This is a genomic window from Blautia sp. MCC269, assembly GCF_018785655.1.
In the GTDB taxonomy this organism is placed as follows: domain Bacteria; phylum Bacillota; class Clostridia; order Lachnospirales; family Lachnospiraceae; genus Blautia_A.
The window spans coordinates 1-1,248 of sequence record NZ_WQQE01000091.1 but is presented as its reverse complement, the minus strand read 5'-3'; the positions used below and the strand labels follow the sequence as shown (position 1 = coordinate 1,248).

Sequence of the window (1,248 nt, the reverse complement as noted above, 5' to 3'; positions counted from 1 at the left end):
AAAGCCCTCCTAATGATATTTATTTTATCATAGAAGAACCTTCTAAACATTATTTTACAGAAAAAGTTTCATACTCTCGTTGCTTTTTATATTCCTTTGCAACATACTGGCTGCCGCGATCTGAGTGGATGATTAATGGCCGGTCAATGCTTCGGCGAGCCTTGGCTTTGTTTATAGTATCAATCACACAAGATACTTCCAGTGTTTCTGAAAGCGTCCAGGCTATGATCTTTCTGGAAAATAGATCCATAATACTGGTCAGATAGACAAATCCGTCTATTGTCCAGATGTAGGTGATATCCGAACACCAGACGGCATTCGGACGGTCCGGATTAAACTGTTCATCAAGGATATTTTGTAATTCAGTGCTGAAATCAGAATCTTTTGTGGTGATTGTCCATGGCTTGCTCCACTGGGTACGGATTCCCATTTGGCGCATATATGTACCAACGGTTCTTTCCGAAATTATTTCACCATTTTTACGCAGTTCTACAGTAATTTTGGGAGCACCGTAGTTCTGCTTGGAAGCATCATAAATATCCTGTATTTTTGCTTTTATAGCTTCACGGCGTTTTTAGGTATCAGAAGGCATGCGGTGGAGCCATGCATGATATCCTGAACGCGAGACACCTAAAAATTTCAACATTCCGGAGACGGAAACCCGGCGTCCAGCCTTTTTGGCAGCTTCCGTCTTCTCAGATACTTCGAGATAAATGGCTTCCGTCATTTTCCCAGAATGTTGATTGCTTTTTTTAATACATCAAGGGCATCTTGGGCATCACGTAATTCACGTCTGAGACGGGCAATTTCTTTCTGCTCATCAGATGCGTAATTACCAGAACCACGAACAGGAATATCACCTGATTCCCGGAAGTCTTTCAGCCACTTGGTTAATGTGCTGTATCCGATGCCAAGATTTTCTGCACATCCACGTACCCCGAGATCTTTGTGATCTTGATAATACTGGATTGCATCAAGTTTAAATTGTTTGTCATGTTGTTTTGCCATATGAGATCCTCCTTCAGCATGTTTCTATTGTATCATGCTTATGTGTATTTGGAATTTCTCATTTTGGCTTGTACTATTTATATTCTAGCATCAACATCTTTTTGATACGGATCCAGTTGAAAATGGAACTTGATGATGGATGCAAGGCCCTCCATACCACGTCTCAGATCTGTGTAGCCGGTAGCCAGGTAGATCCTGCGGAACCCGGAAGCATCATTCAGCATGAAAGATCTCTCCGAT

3 protein-coding genes are annotated in these 1,248 nt (G+C 41.7%); all 3 read right to left on the bottom strand.

The window, feature by feature from the left end; all coding sequences use genetic code 11:
- Positions 1-49: 49 nt before the first annotated feature.
- The 3 genes from GPK88_RS17705 to tnpB all read right to left on the bottom strand — a co-directional run bounded on the left by GPK88_RS17705 (position 50) and on the right by tnpB (position 1,232).
- A complete protein-coding gene (locus GPK88_RS17705; RefSeq protein WP_330626726.1) occupies positions 50-559 on the bottom strand; it encodes an IS3 family transposase in 510 nt (169 codons plus the stop codon).
- Positions 560-723: 164 nt separating this feature from the next.
- Positions 724-1,008, bottom strand: a complete 285-nt coding sequence (locus GPK88_RS17700; protein ID WP_007889554.1) for a transposase — start codon at positions 1,006-1,008, stop codon at positions 724-726.
- A 77-nt stretch (positions 1,009-1,085) separates the two neighbouring features.
- On the bottom strand, positions 1,086-1,232 hold the full coding sequence (gene tnpB / locus GPK88_RS19825; protein ID WP_195566331.1) for an IS66 family insertion sequence element accessory protein TnpB: 147 nt from the start codon (positions 1,230-1,232) through the stop codon (positions 1,086-1,088).
- Between the last annotated feature and the right edge of the window lie 16 nt (positions 1,233-1,248).